Genomic DNA, 24,358 nt, shown 5'->3' on the forward strand with positions numbered 1-24,358 from the left:
TCACCCGGCCTTGACGAGCTTCTCGACACGTACGGCGGCTGCCTTGAACTCGGCCGTGCCCGAGATCGGGTCGGTCGCCTCGATGGTCAGGACGTTGGTGTCCACCTCGTCAGGGAAGTGGAAGGTCATGAACACCAGCCCCGGCCGCAGCCCTGGATCGATGTAGACCGGCGCGACCACCGAGCCGCGCCGCGAGGTGATCCGCACCTCCTCGCCCGCCTCCAGGCCGAGCCGCTCCGCGTCCTCGGGGCACAGCTCGATGGTCTCGCCGCGCCGCAGGGGCGAGGCGTACCCGGACGACTGCACGCCCGTGTTGTAGGAGTCCAGCCGCCGCCCGGTCGTCAGCCGCAGCGGGTACTCCTCGTCCAGCAGGTCCACCGGCGGCGAGTGCCGCAACACCGCGAACGGCGCCGGCGTGCCCCGCCTGACCGGGTCGCTCTCCCAGAGCCGCCCGTGCAGGTAGGGGGGCTCCAGCTCGTCCTCCGACGGGCAGGGCCACTGGATGCCCTGCAGGTCGGCCAGCCGCTGGTAGCTCATGCCGTGGTGCTGCGGCGACAGGGCGCGCAACTCGTTCCAGACCTCCTCCGCGCCGTCGTAGGCCCAGTCGTGACCCAGCCTGCGGGCGATCTCGCACATGATCCAGATGTCGTCGCGCGCCTCACCCGGCGGCTCCAGGGCCTTGCGCACCCGCTGGACCCGCCGCTCGCTGTTGGTGAACGTGCCGTCCGCCTCGCACCAGGCGGCGCTGGCCGGCAGCACCACGTCGGCCATCTGCGCGGTCTTGGTGAGGAAGATGTCCTGGACGACGAGGTGATCGAGCATGGACAGCCGCTTGATGCAGCCCAGCGAGTCGGCCTCGGACTGCACCGGGTTCTCGCCGATCATGTAGCAGGTGGTGACCTCGCCCTCGGCCATCCCCTCCAGCATCTCGGTGAGGTTGCGGCCGTAGCGGGGCTGGATCTCCCGCCCCCACGCGCCCTCGAACCGCTGCCTGATGCCGGGGTCGAGGATGTCCTGGAAGCCCGGCAGGCGGTTGGGGATGGCGCCCATGTCGCCGCCGCCCTGCACGTTGTTCTGCCCGCGCAGCGGCGACAGGCCCGAGCCGTAGCGGCCGACGTGGCCGGTCAGCAGGGACAGGTTGATCAGCGCCCGTACGTTGTCGGTCGCGTTGTGGTGCTCCGTGATGCCCAGCGTCCAGCAGAGCTGGGCGCGGTCGGCGCGGGCGTAGGTGTGGGCCAGCTCGCGGATGGCGTCCGCGGGCACCCCGGTCACCTGCTCGGCCGCGGTCAGCGTCCAGGGCTCGACGCACGCCTTGAACTCCTCGAAGCCGGACGTGGCCCGCTCGATGAACGCCTCGTTGTGCAGCCCCGCGTGGATGATCTCGCGGGCCACCGCGTGGGCGAGCGGGATGTCGGTGCCCACGTTGAGACCCAGCCAGAGGTCGGCCCACTGCGCGGTGCCGGTGCGGCGGGGGTCCACCGCGAACATCTTGGCGCCCTTGTGGATGCCCTTGAGCACGTGCTGGAAGAAGATGGGGTGGGCGTTGCGAGCCGCCGAACCCCACATCAGTATCACGTCGGTGTCCTCCACCTCCTGGTAGGAGGAGGTGCCACCGCCGCTCCCGAACACCGCCGACAGGCCCGCCACGCTGGGGGCGTGGCAGGTGCGGTTGCAGGAGTCCACGTTGTTGGTGCCGATCACCACGCGCGTGAACTTCTGCCCGATGTAGTTCATCTCGTTGGTGGAGCGGGCGCACGACAACATCGAGAAGCTGTCGGGGCCGTGCCGGTCGATATTGCGGCGGAAGCCCTCCGCCGCTCGTTCCAGTGCCTCGTCCCACGACGCCTTACGCAGCTCGCCGTCCTCGCGCACCAGTGGATGGGTCAGGCGGTCATAGCTCATGATCCCTCCATTCTGTATACAATTCACGGTATGCCCAGCTAGACCGCACGGACAAGGTTCTCGTTCAGCAGGTCGCTCACCGCGTGGATCGCGCGCAGCGTCGGGACCTCGGCTCCGGTGAGATCTGCCAGCTCGACGACCGCGGCCAGCAGCACGTCGAGCTCCAGCGGTTTGCCCTTCTCCAGGTCCTGGAGTGTGGAGGTTTTGTGCTCGCCCGCCTTCTCCGCGCCCCTCATGCGGCGCTCGATGGAGATCCCCGGATCGCAGCCCACCCGCCGGGCCACGTCCACGGTCTCCCGCATCATGGCGACGACCAGTTCCCTGGTGCCGTCGTGGCGGCAGATCCCGGCCATCGTCGCCCTGGCGAGCGCGCTGATCGGGTTGAAGGCGATGTTTCCCATGAGTTTGATCCAGACGTCCCGGCGGAGGTCACTCTCCACCGGGCACTTCAGCCCGCCCTCGACGGCGGCCCGGCTGAAGGCGGCGCACCGCTCGGTCAGCTCGCCGCTGGGCTCGCCGATGGAGAAGCGGGTGCCTTCGAGGTGGCGGATCACGCCGGGTTCCTCGATCTCTGTGGCGGCGTAGACGACGCAGCCGATCGCGCGGTGCAGAGGTAACGCGGATGTCACCGTGCCGCCCGGGTCGACGCTCTCGATGCGGCAGCCCTCGTACGGGCCCTTGAGCCCGTGGAAGTACCACCAGGGGATGCCGTTCTGCGCGGCGATGATGCTCGTGGTCTCGTTAAGGAGCGGCTCGATCATGGGGCCCGCCGAGGCGTAACTGTTCGCCTTGAGGCCCAGGAAGACGTGGTCCACCGGGCCGACCTGGGTGGGGTCGTCGGTGGCATGGGGGTGGGCGGTGAAATCGCCCCTGGGGGTGAGCACCCGCACACCGGCGCGGCGTATCGCCTGCAGGTGCGGGCCTCTCGCGATGAGGTGCACCTCGACTCCTGATCTGTGGAGGCAGGCCCCAACGTATGCGCCGATGGCGCCGGCGCCAAGAACAGCGACTTTCATGCTCCGCTCCGTTCTCGCGTCGGAATGTAAGCACGGGCCCCGTAGCTGCGGCGTGCCGACCTGCCGATATGCACGGGGCCCCGTTGCTCGCGGCGGGCCGCCGGACCGCGACCTTACCGTGCATTCGGTATACAGTATGGAAAAACGAGGGTCAAGGAGTGTGCCTGTGCCCGTTCTGTGGCATGGACCTGTGGTGGAAGCGATGTCATGGGCCGCGGCGCGGGCCCTCGCGGCGGGTGCCGCCGATCCTTTGAAGCCCACTTCGATGCCGCTTTCCGAGGCCCTCGGGTGCCGGTTGGCCGGCTCGTTGACGGCGCTGGTCGCGGTGCCCGGCGTGGACGTCTCGGCGATGGACGGCTACGCGGTGGCGGGTCGCGGGCCGTGGCGGGTGGTCGCCCAAGTCCTGGCCGGAGGTGAGCCCTACCGCAAAGCGCTGGAGCCGGGGGAGGCGATCGAGATCGCCACCGGGGCGCCGGTGCCGGTGGGGGCCGAGGCGGTGATGCCGTGGGAGCGGGCGTCCGCCGTGGCCGGAGGATCGGCGGCGCCCGGTTCGGGGGTCGCGTGGGTGGACGGCGTCGCCGAGGCGGGCAGGCACATCAGGCGGCGCGGTGAGGACATCGCCGAGGGCGCCGCCGTGCTCGGGGCGGACGCGGTGGTGACGCCGGTCGCGCTCGGGCTGGCCGCCGCCCTCGGTCACGACACCCTGCTGGTACGGCCGTGGCCGCGCGTGGCGGTGCTGGTCACCGGCGACGAGGTGGTCGATGAGGGGCTGCCCGCGCCGGGACGGGTGCGCGACGCCATCGGGCCGTTCCTGCCGGGCCTGGTGGAGTGGGCGGGAGGCCGGGTCACGGACAGGACCCGGCTCCCCGACGGCCCCGACGCGCTTCGCGCCGCGCTCGGCGGGCCCTGGCCGGAGCACGGGCGCGCCTCGCGGGAAGGCGCGCACTGGCCGGAACGTGGGCGTGCCTCGCAGGAAGGCAGGCGCTTGCCGGAGCGCGGGTATGCCTCGCGGGAAGGCGGCAGGGCGGCCGGGGCGGACGTCGTGGTCGTGTGCGGGGCCTCCTCCAAGGGTCCGGCCGACCACCTGCGGGCCGTGCTCCACGACCTGGGCGCCGACGTGCTCATCGACGGCGTCGCCGTACGCCCGGGGCACCCGCAGCTCCTCGCCCGCCTGCCCGACGGCCGGCTGCTCGTGGGGCTCCCGGGAAATCCGTTCGCGGCCCTGGCCGCCGCGCTCACGCTGCTGGCCCCCATCCTGCGTGAGCTGACCGGAACACCCGCCGTCAAGGAGACGAGCGCGCTGGCCGGGACGGTGCGAGCGCATGCGCGGGACACCAGGTTGGTGCCGGTCAGAAGGTCGGAAAGGGGCGCGGCGCCGGTGGGACATGACCGGCCCGGGTCTTTGTGGGGCGCGGCGCTGGCGGATGCCCTGGCAGTGGTGCCGCCGGGGTGGGGCGGCGAGCGGGTGGAGCTGATCGAGTTGCCCCTGGGGGGCTAGACAGGCCGATCGCAAGGGAGTAACCATTGCGTTCATACGGTATGCAGTATGCGGAAGACAGTGGGCTTAGTCGCCGGGAAAGGGTGGCATGATGTCGGAAACGATCTCTGGCGGTCATCTCGTAGCCAAGGCACTCAAGGCCGAGGGCGTGGATGTGATCTACACGCTCTGCGGCGGCCACATCATCGATATCTATGACGGCTGCGTCGATGAGGGCATCGAGGTCATCGACGTACGCCACGAGCAGGTAGCCGCTCACGCGGCGGACGGGTACGCGCGCATCACCGGCAAACCGGGCTGCGCCGTCGTCACCGCGGGACCGGGCACGACCGACGCGGTCACGGGCGTGGCCAACGCCTTCCGCGCGGAGAGCCCCATGTTGCTCATCGGCGGTCAGGGAGCGCTGAGCCAGCACAAGATGGGCTCGCTCCAGGACCTGCCGCACGTGGACATGATGACCCCGATCACCAAGTTCGCCGCCACGGTGCCGAGCACGGAACGGGTGGCCGACATCGTGTCGATGGCCTTCCGCGAGTGTTACAACGGCGCGCCGGGGCCGTCGTTCCTGGAGATCCCGCGTGACGTGCTCGACGCGAAGGTCCCGATCGAGAAGGCGCGCATCCCCACGCCCGGCCGCTACCGGGCCTCCACCCGGCAGCAGGGCGACCCCGAGGCGATCGAGCGGCTGGCCGACCTGCTGGCGCACGCCGAGAAGCCGTGCATCCTGCTCGGCAGCCAGGTCTGGACGTGCCGGGCGACCGACTCGGCCATCGACTTCGTCAGGTCGCTGAACGTGCCGGCGTACATGAACGGCTCGGGCCGCGGCACGCTCGCGCCGGGGGACCCGCACCACTACCAGCTCAGCCGCCGTTACGCCTTCACCGAGGCCGACCTGATCATCATCGTCGGCACCCCGTTCGACTTCCGGATGGGCTACGGCAAGCGCCTGTCGCCGACGGCGAAGGTCGTGCAGATCGACCTCGACTACCGCACTGTCGGGAAAAATCGGGACATCGACCTGGGGATCGTGGGCGACGCCGGCCTCATCCTCTCGGCGGCGGCCCAGGCCGCGACCGGGCGCATCGAGAACGGCGCGGCTCGCCGCAAGGAGTGGCTGGAGGAGCTGCGCAACGTCGAGACCCAGGCGTACGAGAAGCGCCTGCCCCGCCAGCTCTCCGACTCCAGCCCCATCGACCCCTACCGCCTCGTCCACGAGATCAACGAGTTCCTGACCGAGGACACCATCTACATCGGCGACGGCGGCGACATCGTCACCTTCTCCGGCCAGGTGGTGCAGCCCAAGTCCCCAGGCCACTGGATGGACCCGGGGCCGCTCGGCACGCTCGGCGTCGGCATGGCCTTCGCGATGGCGGCCAAGCAGGCGCGGCGCGAGAAGGAGGTGCTGTGCCTGTTCGGCGACGGCGCCTTCAGCCTTACCGGCTGGGACTTCGAGACGATGGTCCGCTTCGACCTGCCGTTCATCGGCGTCATCGGCAACAACTCCTCGATGAACCAGATCAGGTACGGCCAGGCCGCCAAGTACGGCCAGGACCGGGCCCGCGTCGGCAACACCCTCGGCGACATCCGCTACGGGGACTTCGCCAAGCTCCTCGGCGGCCACGGCGAGGAGGTACGCGACCCGGCCGAGATCCGCCCCGCTCTGGAGCGGGCCAGGCAGTCGGGCAAGCCCTCACTGATCAACGTCTGGGTCGATCCAGAGGTCTACGCCCCCGGAACCATGAACCAGACCATGTACAAGTAGGGGAACCCGATATGAAGGCTCTCGAAGGTGTCCGAGTCCTCGACATGACCCACGTCCAGTCGGGCCCGTCGGCCACCCAGCTCCTCGCCTGGCTGGGCGCCGACGTGGTCAAGCTGGAGGCCCCGACCGGCGACATCACCAGGCAGCAACTTCGCGACGTGCCCGATGTCGACAGCCTCTACTTCACGATGCTCAACTGCAACAAGCGCAGCATCACCCTGAACATGAAGAGCGAGCGCGGCAAGGAGATCTTCACCGAGCTGGTGAAGAGCGCCGACGTCCTGGTGGAGAACTTCGGTCCCGGCGCGGTCGATCGGATGGGCTTCTCGTGGGAGCGCCTGCAGGAGCTCAACCCCCGCCTGGTGTACGCCTCGATCAAGGGCTTCGGCCAGGGCAGGTACGCCAAGTTCAAGGCGTACGAGGTGATCGCCCAGGCCATGGGCGGCTCGATGAGCACCACGGGCTTCGAGGAGGGCCCGCCGCTGGCCACCGGCGCCCAGATCGGCGACTCGGGCACCGGCATCCACGCGGTGGCCGGCATCCTGGCGGCCCTCTTCCAGCGCAACCAGACCGGGCGCGGGCAGCGCGTACAGGTGGCCATGCAGCACGCCGTGCTGAACCTGTGCCGCGTGAAGCTGCGTGACCAGCAGCGTCTGGTGCACGGCCCGCTGCGCGAGTACCCGAACAGGACGTTCAACGACGAGGTGCCGCGCTCCGGCAACGCCAGCGGCGGCGGCCAGCCGGGCTGGGCGGTGCGCTGCGCCCCCGGCGGCCCGAACGACTACATCTACGTCATCGTCCAGCCGGTCGGCTGGAAGCCGATCGCGACCATCATCGGCCGCCCCGAGCTGGTCGAGGACCCCGAGTGGGCGACGCCGGAGGCGCGCCTGACCAAGCTGGACAAGATGTTCCAGCTCATCGAGGAGTGGACGATCCGCCACGACAAGTGGACGGTGCTCGACCGGCTCAACTCAGAGAACATCCCCTGCGGGCCGATCCTGTCCACCAAGGAGCTGGTGGAGGACGAGAGCCTGCGCGACGAGGGCATCGTCGTGACCGTCGAGCACCCGGAGCGCGGCGAGTTCGTGACCGTGGGCAGCCCGCTGCAGCTCTCGGACTCGCCGGTGGACGTTCACACGCCGCCGCTGCTCGGCGAGCACAACCAGGAGATCTACGGCGAGCTCGGCGTGAGCGCGGACGAGCTGGCTCAACTCAAGACGAACGGAGTCATTTAAAGTGGCCGCGAGGGAAGTCATCGAGAAGGCGCTCGCCGAGGGGCGCACCGCCCTGACCGCTCCCGAGGGCCGCGAGCTGTGCCAGGCGTACGGCATCGCCACCCCCGGCGAGGGGCTGGCCACGTCGGCGGAGGAGGCGGCGCGGCTGGCCGGGGAGATCGGGTTCCCGGTCGTGCTGAAGATCGTCTCGCCCGACATCCTGCACAAGACGGACGCCGGCGGCGTGCTCGTCGGTGTGAAGAACGCCGAGGAGGTACGCGAGGGCTACGCCACGATCCTGGCCAACGCCCGCACGTACAACCCCGACGCGAAGATCGACGGCATCCAGGTGCAGCAGCTCGTCGGTGGCGGCCACGAGGTCATCGTGGGCGCGGTCACCGACCCCACCTTCGGCAAGGTCATCGCCTTCGGCCTCGGCGGTGTCCTGGTAGAGGTACTTAAGGACGTTACATTTAGGCTTGCCCCGGTTTCGGGGGAAGACGCGCTGGGGATGCTGGACGACATCAAGGCGGCCGAGATCCTCCGTGGCGTCCGCGGTGCGGAACCGGCCAACAGAGAGGCGCTGGCGGCGCTGATCGAACGCGTCGGCAGGCTGGTCACGGACATCCCGGAGATCGTCGAGGTGGACCTCAACCCCGTCTTCGCCGACGCGAACGGAGCGGTCGCCGCGGATGTGCGCGTCATCATCGGGCAGCCGCAGCCCGAGGTCGAGCGGCTGCCGCGCGAGGAGATCCTGCGGCAGATGAAGCGGATCTTCAAGCCGCGCGCGGTCGCCGTGATCGGCGCCTCCGCCGAGACCGGCAAGATCGGCAACTCGGTCATGCGCAACCTCATCGACGGCGGCTACCGGGGGCAGATCTTCCCGATCAACCCCAAGGCCGACGAGATCATGGGGCTCAAGGCGTACAAGAGCGTCGCGGACGTGCCCGGCGACGTGGACGTGGCCGTGTTCGCGATCCCGGCCAAGTTCGTCGCCCCCGCGCTGGAGGAGGTCGGCGAGAAGGGCGTCGCGGGCGCGATCATGATCCCGTCGGGGTTCGCCGAGACCGGGAACGTCGAGGGCCAGAAGGAGATCGTCGAGATCGCCCGCAGGCACGGCGTGCGCATGCTCGGCCCCAACATCTACGGCTACTACTACACGCCGGAGAACCTCTGCGCGACCTTCTGCACCCCGTACGACGTGCGCGGCAGTGTGGCGCTGACCTCGCAGAGCGGCGGCATCGGGATGGCCATCCTGGGCTTCAGCCGCACCACCAAGATGGGCGTCTCGGCCATCGTCGGCGTCGGCAACAAGGCCGACGTGGACGAGGACGACCTGCTCACCTTCTTCGAGCAGGACGACAACACCAAGGCCGTGGCCATGCACCTGGAGGACCTCAAGGACGGGCGCGGTTTCGTCGAGGCCGCCCGCCGGGTCGTCAAGGAGAAGCCGGTCATCGTGCTCAAGGCCGGGCGCACCGCGATGGGCGCGCGCGCCGCGGGCTCGCACACCGGCGCCCTGGCCGGCGACGACAAGGTCTACGACGACATCCTGCGCCAGGCCGGGGTGGTGCGCGCGCCGGGGCTCAACGACATGCTGGAGTACGCCCGCGCGCTGCCGATCCTGCCCGCCCCCAAGGGCGAGAACGTCGTCATCATCACCGGCGCGGGCGGCTCGGGTGTGCTGCTCTCCGACGCTGTCGTGGACGCCGGGCTGACCCTCATGGACATCCCCGACGACCTGGACGCGGCGTTCCGCGCCTTCATCCCGCCGTTCGGAGCGGCGGGCAATCCCATCGACATCACCGGCGGCGAACCCCCCGCGACCTACGGGAACACGGTTCGCCTTGGCCTCTCCGACGACCGCATCCACGCGCTCGTCCTGGGCTACTGGCACACGATCGTGACGCCGCCGATGGTCTTCGCCGAACTCATCGCGCGCGTGGTCGCCGAGGAGCGGGCGAAGGGCAATGTCAAACCGGTCGTGGCGTCTCTCGCCGGCGACACCGAGGTTGAGGAGGCCAGCGAGTACCTGTTCGAGCACGGCGTGGTCGCCTACCCGTACACGACAGAGAAGCCCGTGGCGGTGCTTGGTGCCAAGTACCGCTGGGCGCGGGCAGCCGGGCTGTTGCGTTAAGAGCCGAACGCGGCAGCACCAGGCGAGGGGGCTGTATTTCGGGGCGGCACGAGGAAGGCAACAAACCCCCCAGGAGGTCCGAAGGTGGACACATCTGAAACACCACCGGCGACGGCCACGCCGCCGGTCGAGGACGAACGAGTATGGAAAGCGGGCCGGCTTGAGCCGATGCCCATCAGGAAACTCCCCGACGCGCCTCCCTCGGTGCACATTCTCGGGCCGACGGTTTTCCTCATCGCGCTCGGCGTGGGCATGGGCGAGTCCTACATGTGGCCGCGGCTGGTGCTGCTGTTCGGGCCGGAGATCAGGTGGCTGTTCCTGATCGGCGTCACCCTGCAGGCCGTGGTGATGCTGGAGATGGCCCGGTACGCCATGGCCACGGGGGAGAGCATCTTCTCCGGCGCGGCCAGGGTGTTCAAGCCGCTGATGTGGTTCTTCTTCGTCGCGGCGATCGCCGTCTACATCTGGCCGGGCCACCTGTCGGCGGGAGCGGCGGCGTTCGAGGAGATCACCGGAATTCCATGGATGGTGACCGCGATCGCCGGGTTGATCCTCGTCGGCGTGGTCTTCACCCTGGCGAAGGTGATCTACAACCTGCTCGAGAGCCTGTTGTCGCTGCTCATCGGCGCACTCGTGCTCGGGACGTCCGTGGTCGCGGCCATGGTGGGCTCCTGGAGCGACGTGGCCACCACGCTCTCCGGCATGTTCTCCTTCGGCTACCTGCCGCCGCAGGCCATGACGGCCGCCTGGTTCCCCGTGATCGTCGGGGCGTGCGCGTTCGCCGGGCCCTCGGGCATGCAGCAGATGTGGTACACGCTGCACCTGCGTGATTCCGGCGCCGGCATGGGCGTGCACCAGCCGAAGGTCCGTGGGCTGCGCCACGCGGCCGAGGAAGAGGACAGGCCCGCGCGCGGGTTCATGTTCGACACCGACGACCCGGCTGAGATGGCCAAGTGGAAGGGATGGCGACGCTGGGTCACGTTCGACGCGGTGCTGCTGTTCTGGGGCATCACCATGCTGGTCACGATCTCCTTCACGGTGATCGCCCAGTCGGCGGTGCGGCTCGACCCGGGCGTGCGGCAGGTCATTCAGGGCGACGACCGGGAGGTGGCGCTGACCGCGATGTCCAACGCCGTCTCCTCGGCGGGCAGTTCGGTTCTCGGAGGGGTCTTCCTCGGGTTCATCGCGCTGATCGGCCTGAACGCCACGCTGGGGCTGTTCGACTCCTTCTCCAGGGGTCAGGCCGACATGACCTTCAACTTCATCCCCGGGGCGAAGAAGCTGGGCATGTCCCGCCTGTACGCGATCTTCCTCTGGGGCGTGATCATCTTCGGGATCCTGATCCTGCTGTTCGGCCCTGCCGACGGTCCAAGCGGGATTCTGGACACCCTGGCGTTCCTGTCCACGTTCGCCATGGGCGCGTACTGCGTGACCCTGCTCCTGGTGAACAACCGCATGTTGCCCAAACCGATCAGGCCCAAGTGGTGGACCAACGTGATCATCGGGTTCGGCGCGGTGTTCTACCTCGGCATGCTGTTCTACAGTCTGTTCGCCTTCGGCGTGGTCGTGGGCTGATGGACAGACGGCACAGCCTCGAACTCGCCCTGCCAGGGGCGTCGATCGGAGCCGTCGCCGGAGCCATGGCCGGTGGGCTGACCCTGGTAGCAGGGCAGCCCATCGGGATGGTGACGCTGTCGGCCCTGGCGCTCGCCGCGCCGCTCGCCTTCTTCGGCGGGCTGTACGGCGTGCTCCTGGGCCACGGCGTCTTCCGGCCGGGGACGTTCGGGCCCATCGGCCTGTACTGGCTGGCGGCCTTCCCCCTCTCCCGGCTCCTGCAGGAAAGTGTGGCCGGGTTCGGCATGGCCGACGGGGTGCCGCTGTTCCTGGCGTACCAGGCGATGGTCAGCCTCGGCTTCGCGATCGGGTTCCTCTGGATACACGAGCGTTTCATGCCGTACTGGCTCCTTCGCATCGCCGGGGGCAACCCGCTCGCCAAGGAACTGCTCGACCAGTACTTGCGCTACGCGCAGATGATGCAGGCGAGGAAGGGAGCGCGTAAGTGAATCTGCCCTTGTGGATCTGGCTGGCCACGATCGGCGGCTTCTGCGTCGTGCTCGCTTTCGACTTCTACCTCGTCGCGCGCAACCCTCACGAACCGACTTTCAAGGAGTGCGTGGCCTGGGTGACGTTCTACGTCGCCCTGGCCGCGGCCTTCGGGGCCGGCCTGCTCCTGCTCTCGGGCCCCGCGCACGGCGGAGAGTTCTTCGCCGGGTGGATCACCGAGTACTCGCTCAGCGTGGACAACCTCTTCGTCTTCCTGCTGATCATGAGCCGGTTCCAGGTGCCGCGGCAGTACCGGCAGAAGGTGCTGCTCGTCGGTATCGTCCTGGCGCTGGTCATGCGCGGCGGCTTCATCGCGGCCGGCGCGGGCGCGGTGGCCAGGTTCGACTGGCTCTTCTACGTGTTCGGCGCCTTCCTCGTCTACACCGCGTGGAAGCTGATCGGCAGTCAGGAAGAGGAAGAGGCGGAGTTCTCAGAGAACCTCGCCCTGCGCGCGGTACGCCGGGTGCTCCCGACCACGGACACCTATCACGGCGCCCGGCTCACCGTGCACCTCGGCCGCAGGATGGTCACCCCGATGCTGATCGTGATGGTCGCGATCGGCACCACCGACCTGCTGTTCGCGCTGGACTCCATCCCCGCCATCTTCGGGCTCACCAAGGAGCCCTACCTGGTGTTCACGGCCAACGCCTTCGCCCTCATGGGGCTGCGGCAGCTCTTCTTCCTCGTCGGCGGCCTGCTGGACCGGCTCGTCTACCTGAGCAAGGGGCTGTCGGTGGTGCTGGCCTTCATCGGGGTGAAGCTGATCCTCGAGGCACTGAACCACGACGGGGTGTCGTGGGCGCCGGAGATCCCGATCCTGGCCTCTCTCGGGGTCATCGTCGGCACTCTGGCCGTCACCACGGTGCTGAGCCTGATGAAGGCGGCTCGCGATGCCAAGAAGGCGGAGGTGGTGGTGCCGGAGCCGGCGGAGCGCTGATCGGGCCGCGCGTCGCGGGGAGGAGGCTGCTTTGCGGTGGCCGCCTCCCTGCCGCGCGGCTCAGCGCCGTGCTCAATGCCCTGCTCAATGATGGGGACTCTTGCGGACGTCGATATCCTCGCTCCACCTGTGCAGGTAGTGGTCCGCTTCGTCTGCCGCGTAGTGCTTCCTGAGCGCCGCGCTCAGGCCGATGCCGATGGCACGGCCGTCCGCCGGCTGACCCATGGGATCACCAAGGAGAAAACGGATGAACGCCTTCATGGTCATGCACCTCCTGTCGATGTCGCCCCATCCTCTACCCGAGGTGTTTCGGGGCATGTGGCCTTCTGTGAACGTCTCGTCAACCTAGCTGGCGGGGCCGGCGACGGCGTACGGGCTTGGGGGCGGGCTCCACCGGCTCGTTCTCGCGCTGCTCCATGTAGGAGGCGCGGGTGTGCTCGGTGTGGTCGCGCATGATCTTCGCCGCCCGGCGCTGGTCGCCCGCCTCGATGGCGTCGATCAGCGCCTTGTGCTCCTCCCACGAGTCCATGCCGCGCTGGCGGGCCACCGGCGTGTGATACCACCGCACCCGCCTGGCCACCTGGGCGGCCAACTCGGCCAGGACCTTGTTGCCCGACAGGCCGGTCACCAGGGCATGCAGCTCGGAGTTGGTGGCGACGGCGCCGTCCACGTCGTCGGACCGCACCGCGGCGATGCCCTGGTCGCACAGGGCGCGCAGCCGCTTCACGCCGTTCTCGCCGGCGTGTTGCGCGGCGAGCCTGGCGGACTCGGTCTCCAGCAGCGTGCGGACGGCGAGCAGCTGGTCGGCCTCCTCCAGCGTCGGCACGTGCACGAACGCGCCCTGACCCGGGTGGAGATCGACCCAGCCCTCACCGCTGAGCTGCTGCAACGCTTCGCGGACCGGCTGCCTGGAGACGCCGAGGAGCTCGGCCAGCTCGCTCTCGACGAGGTGCTGGCCGGGCTTGAGCTGCCCGGAGACGATGAGCTCTTGGATAGCCTCGATCACGCTCTCCCTGAGCGTGGCGGGGCGGGGAATCTTGGGGGCCGCCGTCTGACCGGCCTGATCCGACAGCAACATGGTCACGTCTCCAGAGCTCTGGTAAAAAGTTTTTCGTCGACTGCCTACAGCATACCGTCTGGGGGTTCCGGACGGTCGTGAGTCTCATCACAGGGGGATGGTGGCGGGCAGGCCGGGGATGCGCAGGCGCGGCGTGGCCAGGGCGGGCAGCGCGGCCAAGGCCGCGGCGGCCAGGAGGGCGGCGCCGGGGGGCATCAGGGCCAGGGCGACCGCCACGACTCCCGCGACGGCCTTGGCGCTGTAGACGACCGCGTGGATCTCGGTGGCGCGCTCGGTGCCGAAGAGCTCGCGTACGAGGCTGGCGAGGAGCGGATAGAACGCCCCGCCGCCCAGCCCGGCGGCCACGGCCCCCAGCCACAGCGGCACCCCGCCCGCCGCGTTCTGGACGGCGACCGCGAGCAGCACCTGGCCGAGCGCGAGCGAGCCGAAGACGGCGGCCAGCACGCGCCTGCGACCGTACAGCTCCGCCGCCCGCATGGCCACCGACCGGCCGGCTCCGTTCAGCGCCACGAGCAGGGCCAGCGCGCCCCACGTGCCCGTGCCCGCCACCACGATCACGTCGAAGAGGGACACGGCGCCCGCACAGGTGAGGATCAGGGCGAGCGCGGGCAGCGTGCGCGTGCGCAGCGCCTGGGCGGGCCCGAACTGCTTGACCGCCTCCGGGCTCGTGCGCAGCCTGGCCGCGTCCAGGGCGTGGGTACGCGGGTCCACGTCGCCGGGCCACCACAGGAGCGGCGGGAGCCGCAGGTGACGGGCGGCGGTCGCGATGACGGCCGTGGCCAGGACGGCGCAGACGAGGAAGGCGGCGGTCGTGGCGCCGGGGGCGATCCCGGTCCACACCAGCAGGGGCACCGCGCCGTACCCGAAGGCGCCGGTGATCAGGCCGACGCGGGCGGCGGGGCGTTCCGGGTACCAGGAGGAGACGACCTCGCCGCAGACCCCGTAGACGAGGCCCGCGCCCAGACCGCCCAGCAGCGCGTAGCCCACGAGGGAGGCCGGGCTGAGGGCGGCCATGGCGAGGCCGAGCCCGCTGAGGACCGCTCCGGCCGCCAGGCACGCGCGCACATCGAGACGCCTTCGCCGTACGAGGTGCAGGGCGGGCAGGGCGCCGGCCGCCTGGCAGGCGATCCACACGGCCAGCAGCGTCAGGCCGGTGCCCTCCTTGGCGAGCAGGGCGGCGTAGCCGTACTGGAGGGGACTGATCGCCGCCATCGCGGCCAGGGCCAGCCGGAACATGCGGACGCGGTCGGCGGGGACGGGCCCCGGGCGGTATGAGCGCCCGCGCCAGTCCTTGATTGCATTCTCCATACTGTATGGAATATCCCGCAGGCAGGCTCATGTCGAGACCCTAGACGAAGGATACTCCATACGGTATACCGTCTACAAAGGAGGCTCGAATGGACCTGTATGAGTACCAGGCGAAGGAGCTCTTCGGGCGTCACGGGATCCCGGTTCCCGCGGGCGGAGTCGCCGCCACCGCGGCCGAGGCCCGCACGATCGCGGCCGAACTGAACGCGCCCGTTGTCATCAAGGCCCAGGTGAAGACCGGCGGACGAGGCAAGGCAGGCGGGATCAGACCGGCGGCGGGACCGGTCGCGGCCGAGGCGGAGGCCGATCGCGTCATCGGAATGGACATCAAGGGGCACATCGCGCGCCGCGTGCTGGTGGAGGCCGCGACGGTGCCGTTCGAGGAGTACTACGCGGCCTTCCTGGTGGACCGCGCCGAGGGCGGGTTCCTGGCGATGGTGTCAGGACAGGGCGGCATGGAGATCGAGGAGCTGGCGGCCACCGACCCCGACGCCCTCGTGAGACTGCCGATCGACCCCGTGACGGGCGTGGACCCCGACACCGCGCGGCTGCTGGCGGCCAAGGCGGGCCTGCCCGAGCAGGCGGCCGGGGTGCTGGAGAAACTGTGGCGGGTGCTGGTCGCGGAGGACGCGCTGCTGGTCGAGGTGAACCCGCTGATCTGCACCACCGACCAGCGGATCGTGGCACTCGACGGCAAGGTCACCCTCGACGACAACTCCGGCTTCCGTCACGCCTGGGAGGACTACGCGGAGCGGTCCGACAGCCTGGAGGACCGCGCCAGGGCCAAAGGACTCAACTACGTCAAGCTCGACGGCACGGTCGGAGTGATCGGCAACGGCGCCGGTCTGGTCATGAGCACGCTCGACGTGGTCGCGGGGGCAGGCGCCGGCCCCGCCAACTTCCTCGACATCGGCGGCGGGGCGTCCGCCCAGGTCATGGCCGACGGGCTGGAGATCATCCTGGCCGACCCCGACGTACGCTCGGTGCTGGTCAACGTCTTCGGCGGCATCACGGCCTGCGACGCGGTGGCCAACGGCATCGTCACCGCACTCGAACTTCTCGGCGAGCGGGGTCACGGCAGGCCCATCGTCGTACGGCTGGACGGCAACAACGCCGAAGTGGGCCGGCGCATCCTCAGCGACGCGCGGCACCCGGCGGTCCGGCAGGTCTCCACCATGGACGGCGCCGCCGAGACGGCGGCCAGACTCGCGGCAGGTGCGTAAATGGCGATCTTTCTGACCAAGGACAGCCGGGTACTCATCCAGGGCATGACCGGCGCGGAGGGCACCCGGCACACGGCCCGCATGCTCACCGCCGGCACCGACGTGGTGGCCGGGGTGACGCCGGGCAAGGGCGGGCGCTCGGTGGACTTCGGTGAGCGCACGGTGCCGGTGTTCGGCTCGGTCGCCGAGGCGGCTGCGGAGACCGGCGCGGACGTGTCGGTGGTCTTCGTGCCGCCGCGGTTCACCGGCTCCGCCGTGGAGGAGGCGGTCGAGGCCGGGGTGCCGCTGTGCGTGGTCATCACCGAGGGCGTGCCGGTGCACGACGCGGTCCGCTTCCGTGCCCTGGCCGGCGGCCGGACCAGGATCATCGGGCCCAACTGCCCCGGGCTGATCAGTCCCGGGCAGTCCTCCGCCGGGATCATCCCCGCCGACATCACCTCGGCCGGGCGCATCGGGCTGGTCTCGAAGTCGGGGACGCTGACCTACCAGCTCATGTACGAACTGCGCGACCTCGGCTTCTCCACCGCCGTCGGCATCGGCGGCGACCCGGTCGTCGGGACCTCGCACATCGACTGCCTCCAGGCGTTCCAGGACGACCCGGGCACCGACGCCATCGTGATGATCGGCGAGATCGGCGGCGACGCCGAGGAGCGGGCCGCCGCCTACATCGCCGCGAACCTCACCAAGCCCGTCGTCGCGTACGTGGCCGGGTTCACCGCGCCGGAGGGCAAGACCATGGGGCACGCGGGCGCGATCGTGTCCGGTTCGTCCGGAACCGCGCAGGCCAAGAAGGAGGCCCTGGAGGCGGCCGGGGTCCGGGTCGGGCGCACCCCGTCGGAGACAGCCCGCCTCATGCGCTCGGAGTTGTCATGAAATATGACGTCAATCTCTCCATTCTCTTCACCGACCTCCCCTTGCTGGAACGACCGGCCGCGGCGGCCAAGAACGGCTTCGACGCCGTCGAGTTGTGGTGGCCGTTCGACACGCCCGAGCCGTCGAGCGCGCGGCTGGCGGACCTGCGAGCGGCCATCGAGGACGCCGGGGTACGCCTGGTCGGGCTCAACTTCGACGCCGGCGACATGGCGGCGGGCGAGCGCGGCCTGCTGGCCAGGCCGGACGGCTCGGCCCGCTTCCAGGCGGGCATCGACGCGGCGGTGCGGCTGGCCGGCGAGCTGGGCTGCCCCGTGCTCAACGCCCTGTACGGCAACGGCCCCGGCACCGTCAGGGACCTGGCCGTGGCGAACCTGCGCAGGGCGGCCGACGCGGCGGCCGGCATCGGCGCGACCGTGGTGGTCGAGGCGCTCAACTCCCACGAGAACCCGCTGTACCCGATCACGTCGGCGGGCGCCGCGTTCGAGCTGATCGACCAGGTGGACAGGGAGAACGTGGCCTTCCTGGCCGACCTGTACCACCTGCACCGGATGGGCGAGGACGTGCTCGCCCTCATCGACCGGCACTGCGCGCGCTTCGGGCACGTGCAGATCGCCGACGACCCCGGCAGAGGACGGCCGGGGAGCGGGCGGATGCCGTACCCGGAGATCTTCGCGCGGCTGGCGGCGGCCGGTTACCACGGCCACGTGGGCCTGGAGTACCGGCACGAGGGGCCGGGCGCGTTCGACTGGAGGCAGGAATGAACATCGGGTTCGTCGGCTTGGGGATCATGGGCAGCCCGATGGCAGCCAATCTCCTCAAAGCAGGACATGTCGTGACCGGGTATGACGTGAGCGCCGAGCGCGTCGAGCAGCTCGCCGAACTGGGCGGCAAGGGCGCCTCCGGCGTGGTGGACGCGGTCGCCGGGGCCGACCTGGTGATCACGATGCTGCCGGACTCGCCGCAGGTGGAGGAGGTGGCGCCGCTGATCGTCGAGTACGGCAGGCCGAACCTCCTCTACGTCGACATGAGCACCATCAGGCCCGAGACCTCCCGATGGGTGGCTCGGCAGGCGGCGGCGGCCGGCGTACGGGCCCTGGACGCCCCCGTCAGCGGCGGCGAGCGCGGCGCCGTGGACGGCACTCTGTCGATCATGGTCGGCGGGGCGGAAGAGGACGTCGAGGAGGCCAGGCCCGTCCTGGAACGCCTCGGCACGACCATCGTGCACGTCGGCCCGCCCGGCGCGGGCCAGACCGTCAAGGCCGCCAACCAGCTCGTCGTCGGCGGCATCTACGGGCTCGTGTCGGAGGCGATCGTGCTGCTGGAGGCGTCCGGCGTGGACCCGGCGGCCGGGCTCGACGTGCTCGCCGGCGGCCTGGCGGGCTCCCGGATCCTGGAGCTCAAGCGGCACACCATGGTCAAACGGGAGTTCGCCCCGGGCTTCCGCATCGACCTGCACCACAAGGACATGGGCATCGCCGTCGCCGCCGCCCGCGAGGCCGGGGTCAGCCTGCCGCTCACCGGCCAGGTCGCCCAGCTCGTCGCCGCGGCCAAGGCACAGGGCCACGGCTCGCTCGACCACTCCGCCCTGCTCAAGGTGATCGAAAGGCTCAACGGATGAGCGAGCGCAGCGAGAGAACAATGAACACGCGAAGGTCGCTTTCCGCGGGTGACGAAGGAACCCGTGGAAAGGTCCCTTGCATGGAGGCCGTGGTCGCGGTGCTGGAGTCGGAGGGCGTGGACACGGTCTTCGGCATTCCAGGCGCGGCCATCCTGCCGCTCTACGCCGCGCTCCAGCACAGCTCGATCCGGCATATCACCGTACGCCACGAGGAGGGCGGCACCCACGCCGCCGACGGCTGGGCCAGGGTCACCGGGAACGTCGGCGTCTGCATCGGCACCTCCGGTCCCGCGGGCACGAACATGATTACTGGCCTCTACACCGCCCTGGCCGACTCGATCCCGATGATCTGCGTCACCGGCCAGGCCATGACCTCCAAGCTGCACCAGGAGGCGTTCCAGGCGGTGGACATCGTGGAGATCGCCCGGCCGGTGACCAAGTGGGCGGTGCAGCTCAAGGAGCCCGCCCAGGCGCCGTGGGTGTTCAGGGAGGCGTTCAGGATCGCCCGCTCGGGACGCCCGGGGCCGGTGCTCATCGACCTGCCGATCGACGTGCAACGCGGCTCCTGCCTGTACGACCGCGACCTGGACGCGCCGCTGCCCGTCGAGGTGCCGCGGCCGCTGCCCAAGGCCGTGCGCGCGGCCATGGACCTGCTGGAGGAGGCCAGGCGGCCGATCATCCTGGCCGGCGGCGGCGTGATCATCGCCGAGGCGTACGACGAGCTGCGCGCGCTGGCCGAGCACCTCCAGGTGCCGGTCCAGGTGACGCTCATGGGCAAGGGCGCCTTCCCCGAGGACCATCCGCTGTTCGCCGGGATGGCCGGGATCCAGACGCAGACGCGGTGGGGCAACGCCGCGTTCCTGGAGAGCGACCTGGTGCTGGCCGTGGGTGCCAGGTTCGGCGACCGGCACACCGGCGACCTCGACGTCTACCGCCGGGGGCGCAAGTTCGTGCACGTGGACATCGACCCCCTGCAGCTCGGCCGGGTCTTCGAGCCCGACCTCGGCGTCGTCGGCCACGCCCGGCCGGTGCTGGCCGACCTGCGCGACGAGGCGCGCCGCCGCGGCGCGCCGCGCGAACCGGACAAGTGGGTACGCAAAGTCGCCGAACTGCGCGGCACCATGCGGCGCCGGGACGACTTCGACGACGTGCCGATCAAGCCGCCCAGGGTGTTCAAGGAGATCAACGAGTACTTCCCCAGGGACACCACGTTCGTCACCGCGATCGGGCTCTACCAGATCTGGTCGGGCCAGTTCCAGACGACGTACCTGCCGCGCCGCTACCTGGTCTGCGGGCAGGCCGGGCCGCTGGGCTGGGAGATCCCCGCGGCCATGGGGGTCAAGCTGGCCCATCCCGAGCGGCAGGTCGTGGCGGTGGTCGGCGACTACTCCTTCCAGTTCCTGATGGAGGAGGTGGCGGTGGCCGCCCAGTACCGGGTGCCCTTCGTGATCGTCATGATCAACAACGAGTATCTGGGGCTCATCAGGCAGGCGGAGCTTCCTTACGGGATGAACTACGCCGTTGACCTGCACTACGGCGAGGGCGGCATCGACCACGTCAAGGCCATGGAGGCGTTCGGCTGCCCGGCCCGCCGGGTGGAGCTGCCTGGAGACCTGCGCGACACCCTGGCCTGGGCGAGCGCCGAGGCGGCGCGCGAGCGGCGGCCGGTGCTGGTCGAGGTGATGGTGGAACGCGAGGCGAACGCCGCCATGGGGCCCTCGCTGGAGGCGATCAAGGAGTTCGAGCCGCTGCCCGAGCTCATCACCGCCGACTGGTCCGACTGAGGACGATGCACATGCCCGAGCTCATCACCGCCGACCGCTCCGACTGAGGAGGACGCACATGCCCGAGCTCGTCACTGCCGACCGGTCCGATTGAGGAGGATGAACATGCGGCTCAAGCCGGGCACGTCCTGGCGGGAGACCTACGAGCAGTGTTGCTCGGCGGCCCCCGAGGCCTTTCACGACGACCGGGTGCTCAACCACTGGGGCGGCATCTGGCACCGCGACGGGCGTCCGGTGCCCGGCTTCTCGCCCCTGGACGGCACCGCCATCGCCGGCCTGCCCAGGCTCGACCGGGCGGGCGCCGGCCGGGCGGTGGCGGGCGCGGGCGAGGAGCACCGGCGCTGGCGCTACCTGCCGCTCGCCGAGCGCAAGGCCATGGTGTCGGCGGCCGTGGAGTCCATGGCCGCGCACCGCGACCTGCTGGCGCTGCTGCTGGTCTGGGAGATCGGCAAGCCGTGGAAGACGGCCCGCGCGGACGTGGACCGCTGCCTCGACGGCGTGCGCTGGTACGTCCAGGAGATCGACCGCATGGTGGCCGGGCGCGCCCCGCTTCCCGGGCCCGTCAGCAACATCGCGAGCTGGAACTACCCGATGAGCGTGCTCATGCACGCCATGCTCGTCCAGGCGCTGGCCGGCAACGCGGTGATCGCCAAGACGCCCACCGACGGCGGTCTGTGCTGCCTCACCCTGGCCTGCGCGCTGGCCGTCCGCGAGGGGCTGCCGTTCACGCTGGTCAGCGGGGGAGGGGCGGAGTTGTCGCCGGTGCTGGTGGCCGGGCGTTCGCTGGGGTGCGTGTCGTTCGTGGGCGGCAGGGACGCCGGGGCGAAGGTGGTGACCTCGCTGGCCGACCTCGGGCGGCGGCACGTGCTGGAGCAGGAGGGGCTCAACTGCTGGGGCGTCTGGGAGTACGGCGACTGGGACCTGCTCACCCGGCAGATCCGCGCGTCCTTCGACTACGCCAAGCAGCGCTGCACCGCCTACCCGCGCTTCGTCGTGCAGCGCTCGCTCTTCCACGAGTTCCTGGCCGCCTACCTGGAGGCGGTGGGATCGTTGCGGTTCGGGCACCCGCTGGCGGTGGCCGAGCCGGACGATCCGCTGCCCGAGCTGGACTTCGGCCCGCTGATCAACGCCTCCAAGGCCAAGGAACTGGCCGACCAGGTGGAGGAGGCGGTGGCCAGAGGCGGCGTCCCGGTGCACCGGGCGTCGGTGGACTCCGGACATTTCCTCCCCGGTCAGGATATTTCCGCGTACTTTCCTCCGACCGCGCTCCTCAACCCGCCTCCCTCCTCACCCCTCCACCACGCCGAGCCCTTCGGCCCCGTGGACACCATCGTCCTGGTGGACACGGAGGCGGAACTGCTGGCCGCCATGAACGCCAGCAACGGCGCCCTGGTCGCCACCCTGTCCTGCGAGGACGAAGAGACCTTCCACCGGCTGTCTCCCGAGGTGCGCGCGTTCAAGGTCGGCCACAACCGGCCGCGCTCGCGCGGGGACCGCGAGGAGTTGTTCGGCGGGCTCGGCGCGTCATGGCGCGGCGCCTTCGTCGGCGGCGACCTCCTCGTCCGCGCCACCACCACCGTCCCCGACCCCGAACGCCTGCCGGGCAACTTCCCCAGCTACACGCTGCTGCCCTGACCCCGCTCATCCGGCCCGCCGGCGCGAACTTCGGCGCCGGCGAAGGCCCCGGCGAAGGCGGTGGCGTGTCAGCGGTGGCGTGTCAGAAGGCGCCGAAGCGGGTCGCCACCAGGAGCACCAGGAAAGTCAGCATGACGACCCGCAGCAGTTTCCCGCCGAGCCCCAGCGACGGCCACGACAGATACGCCAGCCATCCGATGAACGCGATCACCGGCAACACGGCCACCCCGCCCAGCGGATTGGCCACGGCGAACCCCACCAGCAGCAGGATCACCAGCACGGCAGGCGCCACCCACCTGGGCACCTGCGTGAACAGGAACGTCATCGGCACCGCGCTGCGCTGCTCGACCGACTTGCGCAGGCCGGTCGCGCCCGGCGTGAAGAACTGCTCGCCCTGGGGCAGCGGACGGCGCTTGTTGTCAGGGGCCACGCCCAGAGCCTACGGGAGTTCGGGCAACATGTGGCGCGAGCGCCTTTAGGCTGGTCGCGTGCTCGCCGTGATCCGATACATCGTTCCAGAGTCCCAGTCCCAAGATTTCGCCAAGCAGGGCCAGACGATCCTCGACACGTTCGCCGGTCAAGCCGGCTACCAGCGGGGCAGGCTGGCCCGCTCGGTCGACGAGCCCAACCTGTGGGCGCTGGTCACGGAATGGGAGGGCGCCGGGTTCTACCGAAGAGCGCTCTCCGCCGCCAAGATGGAGATGTATCCGCTGATGATCCTCATGGTGAACGAACCCAGCGCGTACGAGGACGTTCACATGCGAGACGGGGCGTAAAATTAGTCTCGCGCGAGAGCGGGCAGCCGTCCCCTAAGCTGGGATCTCACCAATTTCACTCGCCGACCTCCAGCCGGAAAGAGAACCAACCAAAATGGCACGACGCACAGACGTCATGGACACCATCGTCAGCCTCGCCAAACGCCGCGGGCTCGTTTACCCGTCGAGCGAGATCTACGGCGGACTGCGCGCGTCGTGGGACTACGGTCCACTGGGTGTCGAGCTGAAGAACAACGTCAAGCGGCAGTGGTGGCTGTCGATGGTCCAGTCGCGCGACGACGTGGTGGGCCTCGACTCCTCCGTCATCCTGGCGCCCGAGGTGTGGCGGGCCAGCGGCCACGTCGAGACCTTCACCGACCCGCTGACCGAGTGCCTGTCCTGCCACAAGCGCTTCCGCGCCGATCACCTCCTCGAGGCCTACGAGGAGAAGAACGGCAAGGAGCCCGAGGGCGGCCTGGCCGGCATCACCTGCCCCAACTGCGGCAACAAGGGCACCTTCACCGAGCCCAAGCAGTTCAGCGGCCTGCTCAAGACCTACCTCGGCCCGGTCGAGGACGAGTCGGGCCTGGCCTGGCTGCGGCCCGAGACCGCGCAGGGCATCTTCATCAACTACCTCAACGTGCAGCAGTCGGCCCGCAAGAAGATCCCGTTCGGCATCGGCCAGATCGGCAAGTCGTTCCGCAACGAGATCACGCCGGGCAACTTCATCTTCCGCACGCGCGAGTTCGAGCAGATGGAGATGGAGTTCTTCGTCAAGCCCGGCACCGACGAGGAATGGCACCAATACTGGATCGACGAGCGCTTCCGCTGGTACTCCGACCTGGGCATCAACAAGGACAACCTGCGGCTCTACGAGCACCCCAAGGACAAGCTGTCCCACTACGCCAAGCGCACGGTGGACGTCGAATACCGCTTCAACTTCACCGGCTCGGAGTGGGGTGAGCTCGAGGGCATCGCCAACCGCACCGACTTCGACCTCACCGCGCACTCCAAGGCGTCCGGCACCGACCTCAGCTTCTTCGAGCAGGACACGGGGGAGCGCTACGTCCCCTACGTCATCGAGCCGGCGGCCGGCGTCGACCGCGCCACGCTGACGTTCCTGCTCGACGCCTACAGCGAGGACGAGGCGCCCAACGCCAAGGGCGTCATGGAGAAGCGCACGGTGATGCGGCTCGACCACCGGCTCGCCCCGGTGAAGGCCGCGGTGCTGCCGCTCTCGCGCAACGCCGACCTGTCGCCGAAGGCCCGCGACCTGGCCGCGCAGCTGCGCCGCCGGTGGAACGTGGAGTTCGACGACGCGGGCGCGATCGGCCGCCGCTACCGGCGCCAGGACGAGATCGGCACGCCGTTCTGCATCACGGTCGACTTCGACACGCTGGAAGATCACGCGGTGACGATCCGCGAGCGCGACTCGATGAGCCAGGAGCGCATCGCCATCGACGGCGTGGAATCCTACCTGCGCCAGCACCTGAACGACTAGTTTCACCTGACGGG

The 24,358-nt window shown here is 69.9% G+C and carries 21 protein-coding genes; 15 read left to right on the top strand and 6 right to left on the bottom strand.

The annotated features are described in order from the left end of the window. Together ACFPZ3_RS07590 and ACFPZ3_RS07595 are read right to left on the bottom strand one after the other, a co-directional pair. Positions 1-1,902 carry a molybdopterin oxidoreductase family protein gene (locus ACFPZ3_RS07590; protein ID WP_379513239.1) on the bottom strand — a complete coding sequence of 634 codons (1,902 nt, stop codon included), beginning with the start codon at positions 1,900-1,902 and terminating at the stop codon, positions 1-3. 38 nt (positions 1,903-1,940) lie between these two features. Further along, on the bottom strand, positions 1,941-2,918 hold the full coding sequence (locus ACFPZ3_RS07595; protein WP_379513240.1) for a 2-dehydropantoate 2-reductase: 978 nt from the start codon (positions 2,916-2,918) through the stop codon (positions 1,941-1,943). Positions 2,919-3,183: 265 nt separating this feature from the next. On the opposite strand from ACFPZ3_RS07595, the gene ACFPZ3_RS07600 reads away from it, so the two are divergent. The 7 genes from ACFPZ3_RS07600 (at position 3,184) to ACFPZ3_RS07630 (ending at position 12,569) form a co-directional block, all read left to right on the top strand. Further along, the gene (locus ACFPZ3_RS07600) at positions 3,184-4,416 is read left to right on the top strand and encodes a molybdopterin molybdotransferase MoeA (protein ID WP_379513241.1); all 1,233 of its coding nucleotides are present in this window, start codon (positions 3,184-3,186) and stop codon (positions 4,414-4,416) included. Between the two features lie 91 nt (positions 4,417-4,507). Continuing rightward, positions 4,508-6,178: a thiamine pyrophosphate-binding protein gene (locus ACFPZ3_RS07605; RefSeq protein WP_379513242.1), complete on the top strand. Its 1,671-nt coding sequence runs from the start codon at positions 4,508-4,510 to the stop codon at positions 6,176-6,178. Positions 6,179-6,189: 11 nt separating this feature from the next. Then, the gene (frc, locus tag ACFPZ3_RS07610) at positions 6,190-7,413 is read left to right on the top strand and encodes a formyl-CoA transferase (RefSeq protein WP_379513243.1); all 1,224 of its coding nucleotides are present in this window, start codon (positions 6,190-6,192) and stop codon (positions 7,411-7,413) included. 1 nt (position 7,414) lies between these two features. Further along, positions 7,415-9,529 carry an acetate--CoA ligase family protein gene (locus ACFPZ3_RS07615; protein WP_379513244.1) on the top strand — a complete coding sequence of 705 codons (2,115 nt, stop codon included), beginning with the start codon at positions 7,415-7,417 and terminating at the stop codon, positions 9,527-9,529. Positions 9,530-9,613: 84 nt separating this feature from the next. Next, positions 9,614-11,104: an Nramp family divalent metal transporter gene (locus ACFPZ3_RS07620; protein ID WP_379513245.1), complete on the top strand. Its 1,491-nt coding sequence runs from the start codon at positions 9,614-9,616 to the stop codon at positions 11,102-11,104. Next, the gene (locus ACFPZ3_RS07625) at positions 11,104-11,592 is read left to right on the top strand and encodes a hypothetical protein (protein WP_379513246.1); all 489 of its coding nucleotides are present in this window, start codon (positions 11,104-11,106) and stop codon (positions 11,590-11,592) included. The genes ACFPZ3_RS07620 and ACFPZ3_RS07625 overlap by 1 nt, the downstream gene beginning before the upstream one ends. Next, the gene (locus ACFPZ3_RS07630; protein ID WP_379513247.1) at positions 11,589-12,569 is read left to right on the top strand and encodes a TerC/Alx family metal homeostasis membrane protein; all 981 of its coding nucleotides are present in this window, start codon (positions 11,589-11,591) and stop codon (positions 12,567-12,569) included. Before ACFPZ3_RS07625 ends, ACFPZ3_RS07630 begins: the two co-directional genes overlap by 4 nt. Before the next feature lie 84 nt (positions 12,570-12,653). Here the strand turns inward: ACFPZ3_RS07630 and ACFPZ3_RS07635 are convergent, their stop codons facing one another. From ACFPZ3_RS07635 to ACFPZ3_RS07645, 3 genes are all read right to left on the bottom strand, one after another. Further along, positions 12,654-12,830: a hypothetical protein gene (locus ACFPZ3_RS07635; protein WP_379513248.1), complete on the bottom strand. Its 177-nt coding sequence runs from the start codon at positions 12,828-12,830 to the stop codon at positions 12,654-12,656. 79 nt (positions 12,831-12,909) lie between these two features. Beyond that, positions 12,910-13,647, bottom strand: a complete 738-nt coding sequence (locus tag ACFPZ3_RS07640) for a GntR family transcriptional regulator (protein WP_379513249.1) — start codon at positions 13,645-13,647, stop codon at positions 12,910-12,912. Between the two features lie 87 nt (positions 13,648-13,734). Further along, positions 13,735-14,955 carry an MFS transporter gene (locus ACFPZ3_RS07645; RefSeq protein WP_379513250.1) on the bottom strand — a complete coding sequence of 407 codons (1,221 nt, stop codon included), beginning with the start codon at positions 14,953-14,955 and terminating at the stop codon, positions 13,735-13,737. Between the two features lie 89 nt (positions 14,956-15,044). Here ACFPZ3_RS07645 and sucC point away from each other — a divergent pair, with 89 nt between their 5' ends. The 6 genes from sucC to ACFPZ3_RS07675 all read left to right on the top strand — a co-directional run bounded on the left by sucC (position 15,045) and on the right by ACFPZ3_RS07675 (position 22,088). Beyond that, complete coding sequence (gene sucC / locus ACFPZ3_RS07650) at positions 15,045-16,178, top strand: ADP-forming succinate--CoA ligase subunit beta (RefSeq protein ID WP_379513251.1); 1,134 nt, start codon at positions 15,045-15,047, stop codon at positions 16,176-16,178. Then, positions 16,179-17,051, top strand: a complete 873-nt coding sequence (sucD, locus tag ACFPZ3_RS07655) for a succinate--CoA ligase subunit alpha (protein ID WP_379513252.1) — start codon at positions 16,179-16,181, stop codon at positions 17,049-17,051. Then, positions 17,048-17,812 carry a hydroxypyruvate isomerase family protein gene (locus ACFPZ3_RS07660; RefSeq protein ID WP_379513253.1) on the top strand — a complete coding sequence of 255 codons (765 nt, stop codon included), beginning with the start codon at positions 17,048-17,050 and terminating at the stop codon, positions 17,810-17,812. The genes sucD and ACFPZ3_RS07660 overlap by 4 nt, the downstream gene beginning before the upstream one ends. Beyond that, entirely contained in the window at positions 17,809-18,669 is an 861-nt protein-coding gene (locus ACFPZ3_RS07665) for an NAD(P)-dependent oxidoreductase (protein WP_379513254.1), read from the top strand. Before ACFPZ3_RS07660 ends, ACFPZ3_RS07665 begins: the two co-directional genes overlap by 4 nt. An 80-nt stretch (positions 18,670-18,749) precedes the next feature. Beyond that, entirely contained in the window at positions 18,750-20,453 is a 1,704-nt protein-coding gene (gene gcl, locus ACFPZ3_RS07670; protein WP_379513255.1) for a glyoxylate carboligase, read from the top strand. 99 nt (positions 20,454-20,552) lie between these two features. Continuing rightward, positions 20,553-22,088 (top strand): aldehyde dehydrogenase family protein, encoded by a 1,536-nt coding sequence (locus ACFPZ3_RS07675; protein WP_379513256.1) that lies wholly within the window; start codon positions 20,553-20,555, stop codon positions 22,086-22,088. 82 nt (positions 22,089-22,170) lie between these two features. Here the strand turns inward: ACFPZ3_RS07675 and ACFPZ3_RS07680 are convergent, their stop codons facing one another. After that, entirely contained in the window at positions 22,171-22,518 is a 348-nt protein-coding gene (locus ACFPZ3_RS07680; protein ID WP_379513257.1) for a DUF6703 family protein, read from the bottom strand. Between the two features lie 58 nt (positions 22,519-22,576). On the opposite strand from ACFPZ3_RS07680, the gene ACFPZ3_RS07685 reads away from it, so the two are divergent. Both ACFPZ3_RS07685 and ACFPZ3_RS07690 read left to right on the top strand, forming a co-directional pair. Continuing rightward, complete coding sequence (locus ACFPZ3_RS07685; RefSeq protein ID WP_379513258.1) at positions 22,577-22,864, top strand: antibiotic biosynthesis monooxygenase family protein; 288 nt, start codon at positions 22,577-22,579, stop codon at positions 22,862-22,864. 94 nt (positions 22,865-22,958) lie between these two features. After that, the gene (locus ACFPZ3_RS07690; RefSeq protein ID WP_379513259.1) at positions 22,959-24,344 is read left to right on the top strand and encodes a glycine--tRNA ligase; all 1,386 of its coding nucleotides are present in this window, start codon (positions 22,959-22,961) and stop codon (positions 24,342-24,344) included. The last annotated feature ends 14 nt before the right edge of the window (positions 24,345-24,358 follow it).

The sequence above is a fragment of the Nonomuraea insulae genome, assembly GCF_042656245.1.

What these genes read in the sequence shown, in the direction of transcription:
- ACFPZ3_RS07590 (WP_379513239.1), bottom strand. Translation starts at nt 1,902, where the DNA reads ATGAGCTATGACCGCCTGACCCATCCACTGGTGCGCGAGGACGGCGAG.
- ACFPZ3_RS07595 (WP_379513240.1), bottom strand. Translation starts at nt 2,918, where the DNA reads ATGAAAGTCGCTGTTCTTGGCGCCGGCGCCATCGGCGCATACGTTGGG.
- ACFPZ3_RS07600 (WP_379513241.1), top strand. Translation starts at nt 3,184, where the DNA reads ATGCCGCTTTCCGAGGCCCTCGGGTGCCGGTTGGCCGGCTCGTTGACG.
- ACFPZ3_RS07605 (WP_379513242.1), top strand. Translation starts at nt 4,508, where the DNA reads ATGTCGGAAACGATCTCTGGCGGTCATCTCGTAGCCAAGGCACTCAAG.
- frc (WP_379513243.1), top strand. Translation starts at nt 6,190, where the DNA reads ATGAAGGCTCTCGAAGGTGTCCGAGTCCTCGACATGACCCACGTCCAG.
- ACFPZ3_RS07625 (WP_379513246.1), top strand. Translation starts at nt 11,104, where the DNA reads ATGGACAGACGGCACAGCCTCGAACTCGCCCTGCCAGGGGCGTCGATC.
- ACFPZ3_RS07635 (WP_379513248.1), bottom strand. Translation starts at nt 12,830, where the DNA reads ATGAAGGCGTTCATCCGTTTTCTCCTTGGTGATCCCATGGGTCAGCCG.
- ACFPZ3_RS07640 (WP_379513249.1), bottom strand. Translation starts at nt 13,647, where the DNA reads ATGTTGCTGTCGGATCAGGCCGGTCAGACGGCGGCCCCCAAGATTCCC.
- ACFPZ3_RS07645 (WP_379513250.1), bottom strand. Translation starts at nt 14,955, where the DNA reads ATGGAGAATGCAATCAAGGACTGGCGCGGGCGCTCATACCGCCCGGGG.
- sucC (WP_379513251.1), top strand. Translation starts at nt 15,045, where the DNA reads ATGGACCTGTATGAGTACCAGGCGAAGGAGCTCTTCGGGCGTCACGGG.
- sucD (WP_379513252.1), top strand. Translation starts at nt 16,179, where the DNA reads ATGGCGATCTTTCTGACCAAGGACAGCCGGGTACTCATCCAGGGCATG.
- ACFPZ3_RS07660 (WP_379513253.1), top strand. Translation starts at nt 17,048, where the DNA reads ATGAAATATGACGTCAATCTCTCCATTCTCTTCACCGACCTCCCCTTG.
- ACFPZ3_RS07665 (WP_379513254.1), top strand. Translation starts at nt 17,809, where the DNA reads ATGAACATCGGGTTCGTCGGCTTGGGGATCATGGGCAGCCCGATGGCA.
- gcl (WP_379513255.1), top strand. Translation starts at nt 18,750, where the DNA reads ATGGAGGCCGTGGTCGCGGTGCTGGAGTCGGAGGGCGTGGACACGGTC.
- ACFPZ3_RS07675 (WP_379513256.1), top strand. Translation starts at nt 20,553, where the DNA reads ATGAACATGCGGCTCAAGCCGGGCACGTCCTGGCGGGAGACCTACGAG.
- ACFPZ3_RS07690 (WP_379513259.1), top strand. Translation starts at nt 22,959, where the DNA reads ATGGCACGACGCACAGACGTCATGGACACCATCGTCAGCCTCGCCAAA.